Here is a 7,755-nt window from a genome sequence, read left to right as displayed (position 1 = left end):
TCTTTGCCCATTGGGCGTCGGTCAGTACGAAACGGTCCATCCAGAGCGTGAATCACATCTCCCAACAAATGGGAATCCTAAATCCCCACAACCCCTAGAGCATCGTGCGCAAAAGTGGGAACCGGTTTTGCGCTTAAAAGGATGCGACAACAAAAGCTTGGAGCGCGCGGCCTGCGCAGGATTTAACGCAGCGCGCTCTAACCGTTGCCCAATCCGTCGAGGAACCGCGCCGCCTGTTTCCTGAGGGCGGCGCGGTCCTCCACGCTCATCCGGTTCCAGTTGCGATAGGGCATGGCGAGGCGCGGATTGCGCGCCAGCTTCCGCTCGTTGCGGGCCAGAAAGTCCCAGTAGAGCGCGTTGAAGGGGCAGGCGTCCTCGCCAAGGCGCTGCTTCACGTCATAGCGGCACCGGCCGCAATAATCCGACATGCGGTTGATATAGGCGCCGCCCGCCGCATAGGGTTTCGACCCCAGCAGGCCGCCGTCCGCGAACAGCGCCATGCCGATGGTGTTGGGCATTTCCACCCATTCATAGGCGTCGGCATAGACCTCCAGATACCAGACTTGCACCTGCACGGGGTCGATCCCGGCGAGCAGGGCGAAATTGCCGGTGATCATCAATCGCTGGATATGATGGGCGTAGGCGTGGTCGATGGTCTGGCCGACCGCCCGGGCCATGCAGTGCATGTCGGTCTTGCCCGTCCAGTAGAAGCCGGGCAGGTCGCGCTTCGCATCCAGCGCATTGCGACGGCCATAGCCGGGGCCTTCGTGCCAATAGACCCCGCGCACATATTCGCGCCAGCCGATGACCTGACGGATGAAGCCCTCCGCCGCGTTGAGCGGGACCCTGCCGGCGCGGTATCGCCCCTCCACCGCCCGGCAGAGCGACAGCGGGTCGAGCAGTCCGGCGTTGATATAGGGCGACAGGACCGAGTGCCAGAGGAATGGCTCGTCGGTCAGCATCGCGTCCTGATAGTCCCCGAAGCGGGGCAGGGCGTGATCGAGGAAATGGTCCTGCTGGCGTTGCGCATCCTCATGCGTGACGGCGAAGTGGAAATGGTCAAGCGAGCCGATATGATCTGAAAAACGCGCCGCGACCAGCGCCAGCACGTCCTGCGTGATCGGGTCGGGGCGGAAGCGGAACGGCTGCGGCATCAACAGGTCGCGCCGGGGCGGCGGTTTCCGGTTTTCCGCGTCGAAATTCCACTGGCCGCCTTCGGGTTCGCCCTCTTCCGTCAGCAACAGCCCGGTCCTGCGGCGCATGTCGCGGTAGAAAAATTCCATCCTGAGCTGCTGGCGCGCCGCCGCCCAGGCATCGAATTCGGCATGGGAGCAGAGGAAGCGGTCATCCTCATGGATGGTGACGGGGATGCCGAAGCGGCCTTCCCATTCCTCCAGCATCGCGCGGACGCGCCATTCGCCGCCCTCCGTGACGTGGATGGCGGAGGGACGGTGGCGTTCGACGGCGCGGGCGACCTCCCCGGTGAAGCTGCCGCTGTTTTCCGGCTGGTCGAGCTTCACATAGTCGACCGTCCATCCGAGCGCTCTCAACCGATCGGCATGATGGCGCATGGCGGAGAGGATGAAGGCGATCTTGGCCTTGTGATGGCGGACATAGGTGGTTTCGTCCGCCACCTCCATCATCAGCAGGATGCTGTTTGCCGGGTCGGCGTTCCGGAGCGACGCGATGCCGGGCGTCAGCTGGTCGCCGAGGATCGGGATGAGGAGGGGGGCAGCCATGGCTTTTCAATGCATGAAGGGCTGCCCGGCTCCCGCCCGGTCAACCGCGGGGCTTGCGGGGGCCAGCCTTGCGCGGGCCGCCCTTGAACGGCCGCGCGCCATAGGCGGGCCTGGGGCCGTGCCCTTCATTGGGGCGACCCTTGCCGCGCGGGCCGCCGTCGCGCCGGTTTTCGCGCGCCATTTCGCGGGGCTTGCCCTCGATCTGCTCGATCGCGACTTCGGCGCCCTCGTCGCTGGCCTGGCCGGTGCGTTTCACCGCGCCGACGAACTTCGCCGCGATGGCGGAGGGGATTTCGAACATCGTTTCATTGGCGGCGATGCGGATCGCGCCGATCTCCTGCCGCGACACATGGCCGCGGCGGCAGATGAGCGGCAATATCCAGCGCGGATCGGCATTCTGGTTGCGGCCGATGTCCATGCGGAACCAGACCGTATCCTCAAACCCCGGACGCGGTCCGTCGCGGCGGGCGGGCGCTTCGCTGGCGTCCAGCAGCTCCTCCGGCGCGGGAAGGGCGGCGCGGGTGCTCTTCACCAGCATGGCGGCGATTTCCTTGGGCGATTTTTCGGCCAGCAGTTCGGCGCCCAGCGCCCAGTCCTGCTCGTCCAGCTCGGCGCGTTCCATCAGCTTCTCGCGCAGGCGGGCATTGTCCTGTTCCTGGATCGCTTCCCGGCTGGGCGGGGTGCCCCATTCGACGGGGATCTTCGCGCCGCGCAGCATGGATTCGACCCGGCGGCGGCGCGGATAGGGGACGATCAGCACGGCCGTCCCCTTCTTGCCGGCGCGGCCGGTGCGGCCGGAGCGGTGCTGCATCGTTTCCGCGTCGCGCGGGATTTCGACATGGACGACGAGGCTGAGATTGGGGAGGTCGATGCCGCGCGCCGCGACGTCGGTCGCGACGCAGACCCGCGCGCGGCGGTCGCGCAGGGCCTGCAGCGCGTGGTTGCGCTCATTCTGGCTGTGCTCGCCCGACAGCGCCACCGCCGCGAAGCCGCGCTCCGTCAGGCTGGCGTGGAGGTGGCGGACATTGTCGCGGGTGGCGCAGAAGAGGATCGCCGTTTCCGCCTCATGATAGCGGAGCAGGTTGACCACCGCATTTTCGATGTCGGCGGGGGCGACGGTGACGGCCTGATAGCTGATGTCGCCATGGCCGCGCTCGTCGCTGACGGTGGAGATGCGCAGCGCGTCCTTCTGGTAGCGCCTGGCCAGCGCCACGATCGGCTTGGGCATGGTGGCGGAGAAAAGGAGCGTGCGGCGGCCCTCGGGCGCGCCGTCGAGGATTTCTTCCAGATCCTCGCGGAAGCCCATGTCGAGCATTTCGTCGGCTTCATCGAGCACCACCGTCCTGATCGCCGACAGGTCGAGCGCGCCGCGTTCGAGATGGTCGCGCAGGCGGCCCGGCGTGCCGACGACGATGTGCGCGCCATGGGAAAGCGCGCGGCGTTCCTTGGCGGCGTCCATGCCGCCGACGCAGGTGGTGATGCGGGCGCGCGCCTCGCCATAGAGCCATTCCAGTTCGCGCGCGACCTGAAGCGCCAGTTCGCGGGTCGGCGCGATGGCGAGGGCCAGCGGCTGGGCGGCGACGGGCAGGCGGTTCTGTTCGCCCAGCAGTTCGGCAGCCATGGCGAGGCCGAAGGCGACCGTCTTGCCCGATCCGGTCTGCGCCGAGACGATGAGGTCGCGGCCTTTGGCTTGCGCCTGGGTGACTTCGGCCTGGACCGGGGTCAGGCTTTCATAGCCCTTTCGCGTCAGCGCGTCGGACAGGAGGGTGGGGAGATGTTCGAAAGACATTATATTTTCCATCGGTAAAGCGACCCGCCATTCCCGACGGATACGAAGGTGACCTCAATGCGCTCCGGGGGGTTTTTGGAGCCGGGGTGCAAGGTCATGCACCCCGAAGTTCACACCGTTGCCGGGCGAGTCCGCCTAAGGTCACGGTGTCTGGTGATCGCGTTATAACATGCATGCATGTCCTCCGTTCGCCCTGAGCTTGTCGAAGGGGCTTTTTTCTTTCCTTCAGGAAAAGAAGAGGGCTTCGACAGGCTCAGCCCGAACGGGTGAGAGGGCGTTTCATGGTGCCAAGTCTCTAAAAAGCGAAAGCCTCCTTCCCCGCATGGAGGAAGGAGGCTCCCCTATCTGTTTGTGCGTCGGATCAGGCCGAAGCGACTTCCGCCACGTCGACCTTCACGCCCGGGCCCATCGAGGACGACAGGGCGATCTTGCGGACGTACTTGCCCTTCGAACCCGACGGCTTCGCCTTGACGATGGCGTCGACGAAGGCGTCGAAATTCCTGCGCAGGTCTTCGGCCGAGAAGCTCGCCTTGCCGAGGCCGGCATGGATGATGCCCGCCTTTTCGACGCGGAATTCGATCTGGCCGCCCTTGGCGGCCTTGACCGCTTCGGCGACGTTCGGGGTGACGGTGCCCAGCTTCGGGTTCGGCATCAGGCCCTTGGGGCCCAGAACCTTGCCCAGGCGACCGACCAGACCCATCATGTCGGGGGTGGCGATCACGCGCTGGAAGTCGATATTGCCCGCCTGGATCGATTCCAGCAGGTCTTCGGCGCCCACCACGTCGGCGCCGGCGGCGGTCGCGGCTTCAGCCTTGTCGCCACGGGCGAACACGGCGACGCGGACGTCCTTGCCGGTGCCGGCGGGCAGGGTGACGACGCCACGGACCATCTGGTCGGCGTGACGCGGATCGACGCCCAGGTTGATCGCGATTTCGACGCTTTCGTCGAACTTGGCGGTCGCATGGGTCTTGATCAGGCCCAGCGCCTCATCGACGCCGTGCAGCTTTTCGCGGTCAACGGCAGCGGCCAGGGCCTTCGCCTTCTTCGTCAGCTTTGCCATGGTCTTAGCCCTCCACCACTTCGAGGCCCATCGCGCGGGCGGAGCCTTCGATGATCTTCGTCGCTGCATCGATGTCGTTTGCGTTCAGGTCGGCCATCTTGGCCTGCGCGATTTCGGCGAGCTGCGAGCGCTTGATCTTTCCGGCGGAAACCTTGCCCGGCTCCTTCGAGCCCGACTTCAGGTTGACGGCCTTCTTGATCAGGTAGGTGGCGGGCGGCTGCTTCGTGACGAAGCTGAACGAACGGTCCGCATAGACGGTGATGATGGTCGGCAGCGGCGTGCCCTTTTCCATCTTTTCCGTCGAGGCGTTGAACGCCTTGCAGAATTCCATGATGTTCACACCGCGCTGACCCAGCGCCGGACCGATCGGCGGCGAGGGGTTGGCGGCTCCAGCGGGCACCTGGAGCTTGATATAGCCCGTAATCTTCTTGGCCATTGTCACTCACTCTGTTGCTGGGCGTGCCCGAAGGCGCGCCCGGTTCAAGTTTAGCGGTATTGACGGATCACCGGAGCGATCCTCCCGCACTTTCCCTTGTCGTCATGCCAGCGGAAGCTGGCATCTCAGGCCGCAAGGGAACGGCCTGGGGCACGAGATCCCAGCTTTCGCTGGGATGACGTGAAAATCACTTCGACAGTTCGACCTGTTCGAAGTCCAGTTCGACCGGGGTGGCGCGGCCGAAGATCGACACCGACACCTTGACCCGGTTCTTTTCGAAATCCAGTTCCTCGACCGTGCCGTTGAAGCTGGCGAAGGGGCCGTCCAGCACCTTGACGCTGTCGCCGATCTCGTAATCGACGTTGATCTTGTGCTTGGGCGCGGCTTCGGCGGCCTTCTGCGCGCCGAAATAGCGGGCGGCCTCCGCCTCGCTGATGGCCTGCGGCTTGCCGCTGGACCCCAGGAAACCCGTCACCTTCGGCGTGTTCTTGACGAGATGGTAGATGTCGTCGTTCATCGCCAGCTTGGCGAGGACATAGCCGGGCATGAACTTGCGCTCGACCTGCACCTTCTTGCCGCGCTTCACCTCCGTCACGGTCTCGGTGGGGACTTCCACCTGTTCGACCAGCTGGGAGAGGCCCATGCGCTCGGCTTCGGACAGGATCGATTCCTTGACCTTGTTCTCGAAGCCCGAATAGGCGTGGATGATGTACCAGCGCGCCATGTTATCCTGTCAAACTCCCAGTTTCGTCGTCAGGCCTGTCCGGCGGCGAACGCCAGCAGCCACTGGACGATCGCGCCGAAGAAGGTGTCGATGCCGAAGAAGAACAGGCCCAACAGCGAGGTCATGATGACCACCATCACGCCGGTCATGATCGTTTCGCGGCCCGTGGGCCACACGATCTTCGACGCTTCGGTCTTCACCTGATTGACGAATTCGCCCGGAGAAACCTTCGCCATCGCCCGCACCAAATCCTTCCAACAAACACCAAAGCGCGAAGCAACAGTCCGCCCTCCCGATCCCGCCCTGTTCGGCGTCCGGGGGTGCGGCCGCGCTCCGCGACCCATGCTTCGTCAAGCACAGCTAGCCGCGAACCCCTGATATTTCAAGGTTTCGCGGCCAGTTCGCTTGGCAGGAGTGGAGGGACTCGAACCCCCGGCATTCGGTTTTGGAGACCGACGCTCTACCAACTGAGCTACACTCCTGCACTGGCCGGGGCCAGCGAAGGAGGGCGCTTTAGCGTGGCCCGCCGGGGAGAGCAAGCGGGAAAACCGAGGGCATGTTCCGATTGGATGGAATCGGAACATGCCCTCGGTTTTCCCTGCCTGCCGTGATTTCCGAGCCTTGGAATGGGCCATTTCACTGGAGACGCCCTAGAGGAAATTCCCGCCCTTCATGATCCTGCGCACGCGGCCCTGCACGGGCATGCGGTCGAACGGCGTGTTTCCGGCCTGGGCGGCCATCTTCCCCGAATCCACGATCCACGGCGCGTCCGGATCGATGAAGATCAGGTCGGCGGCGCTGCCCGCCGCGAAGCTGCCGCCGTTGACGCCCAATATCCTTGCCGGATTGGCGCTGAGCAGCGTCATCAGCCGGTTGAGCGTCACATGCCCGTCCCGCACCAGGTTGAGCGACAGGGCGAGCAGCGTTTCCGCGCCGGCCATGCCGGGGGCGGCGTCCGCGAAGGGCAGGCGCTTGTCCTCCGGCCCGCGGGGATCGTGGCTGGACGTGATGACGTCGATGGTGCCGTCCGCGACCGCTTCGATCGCGGCCTTCCGGTCGTCCTCCGACCGGAGCGGCGGGGAGAGGCGCGCGAAGGTGCGGAAATCCGTCACCGCATTGTCGGAGAGGAAGAGATAGGCCGGGCTGATGCCGCAGGTGATCCTGAGGCCATCCGCCCTGGCCGCGCGGATCAGGTCGAAACCCGCCCGGGTCGTCACCAGCCGGAAATGGATCGCGCCGCCGGTCACCCGCGCCAGCATGATGTCGCGGGCGATGGCCATCGCTTCGGCGCAGGCGGGCGCGTGGGGCAGGCCGAGCCGCGTCGCCGTTTCGCCGCTGGTCGCCACGGCCTTGCCCGCAAGGCCGCTATCCTCCGCATGGGTGATGACGGTGAGGCCAAGGCCCGAGGCATAGGACAGCACGCGCATCATCACGCCGGAATCGGCGATCCACTGGCGTCCGGTGCCGACCGCCTTCGCCCCTGCGGCCTGCATCATGCCGATCTCCGCCAGCTCGGCCCCCTTCAGGCCGCGGGTGGCCGCCGCGATGGGGTGGACCCAGAAGTCGGGCTTGCCCGCCCGCGTCGCCTGGCGGATGAGGCCGGCATCGTCCAGCGGGGAGGATTGATCGGGCATCAGCGCGGCGCGGGTGATGCCGCCGAAGTGGAAGGCCGGCTTGTCGGTGGCGAAAACGCCGAGGTCGACGAGGCCGGGCGCGACGACGAGGCCGTTTGCGTCGATGGTTTCGGCGCCGGCCGGTATCGCGACGTCGCCTGCCGCCGTGATGCGGTCATCCTCGATCAGGATGACGCCGGGGGTCAGGTCTTTGCCTGCCGGGTCGGCCAGCTTTCCGTTGATGATGGCGAGTTTGGTCATTTCGGATCTGCCTTGGCGCCGATGCCTTCATTTCCTCTGCCCAGCGTGTCGGGACGGGGTGGGAGATGGGTTCCCGCCTTCGCGGGAACCCATCTCCCAACATCGCCCCCGGCTCATCGGCAGGGAAGATGAA

Annotated in this window: 7 protein-coding genes and 1 tRNA gene; all 8 read right to left on the bottom strand. The window is 65.6% G+C overall.

What is annotated here, in order from left to right:
• Positions 1-197: 197 nt before the first annotated feature.
• The gene (locus tag A0J57_RS24785) at positions 198-1,739 is read right to left on the bottom strand and encodes a cryptochrome/photolyase family protein (RefSeq protein WP_061940946.1); all 1,542 of its coding nucleotides are present in this window, start codon (positions 1,737-1,739) and stop codon (positions 198-200) included.
• 40 nt (positions 1,740-1,779) lie between these two features.
• On the bottom strand, positions 1,780-3,528 hold the full coding sequence (locus A0J57_RS24780; protein WP_061940949.1) for a DEAD/DEAH box helicase: 1,749 nt from the start codon (positions 3,526-3,528) through the stop codon (positions 1,780-1,782).
• A 361-nt stretch (positions 3,529-3,889) separates the two neighbouring features.
• The gene (gene rplA, locus A0J57_RS24775) at positions 3,890-4,588 is read right to left on the bottom strand and encodes a 50S ribosomal protein L1 (protein WP_044661677.1); all 699 of its coding nucleotides are present in this window, start codon (positions 4,586-4,588) and stop codon (positions 3,890-3,892) included.
• Positions 4,589-4,592: 4 nt separating this feature from the next.
• Positions 4,593-5,024 carry a 50S ribosomal protein L11 gene (rplK, locus tag A0J57_RS24770; protein WP_013040886.1) on the bottom strand — a complete coding sequence of 144 codons (432 nt, stop codon included), beginning with the start codon at positions 5,022-5,024 and terminating at the stop codon, positions 4,593-4,595.
• 187 nt (positions 5,025-5,211) lie between these two features.
• Positions 5,212-5,748, bottom strand: coding sequence for a transcription termination/antitermination protein NusG (nusG, locus tag A0J57_RS24765; RefSeq protein ID WP_007683610.1), 537 nt, complete (start codon positions 5,746-5,748; stop codon positions 5,212-5,214).
• A 29-nt stretch (positions 5,749-5,777) separates the two neighbouring features.
• Entirely contained in the window at positions 5,778-5,984 is a 207-nt protein-coding gene (gene secE / locus A0J57_RS24760) for a preprotein translocase subunit SecE (RefSeq protein ID WP_025550848.1), read from the bottom strand.
• A gap of 170 nt (positions 5,985-6,154) precedes the next feature.
• A tRNA-Trp gene (locus A0J57_RS24755) sits at positions 6,155-6,230 on the bottom strand.
• A 168-nt stretch (positions 6,231-6,398) separates the two neighbouring features.
• Entirely contained in the window at positions 6,399-7,622 is a 1,224-nt protein-coding gene (locus tag A0J57_RS24750; protein WP_061940945.1) for a dihydroorotase family protein, read from the bottom strand.
• Positions 7,623-7,755: the final 133 nt, after the last annotated feature.

Source organism: Sphingobium sp. 22B, from assembly GCF_001580035.1.
In the GTDB taxonomy this organism is placed as follows: Bacteria; Pseudomonadota; Alphaproteobacteria; order Sphingomonadales; family Sphingomonadaceae; genus Sphingobium; species Sphingobium fuliginis.
This window is presented reverse-complemented; position numbering and strand designations above follow the sequence as displayed.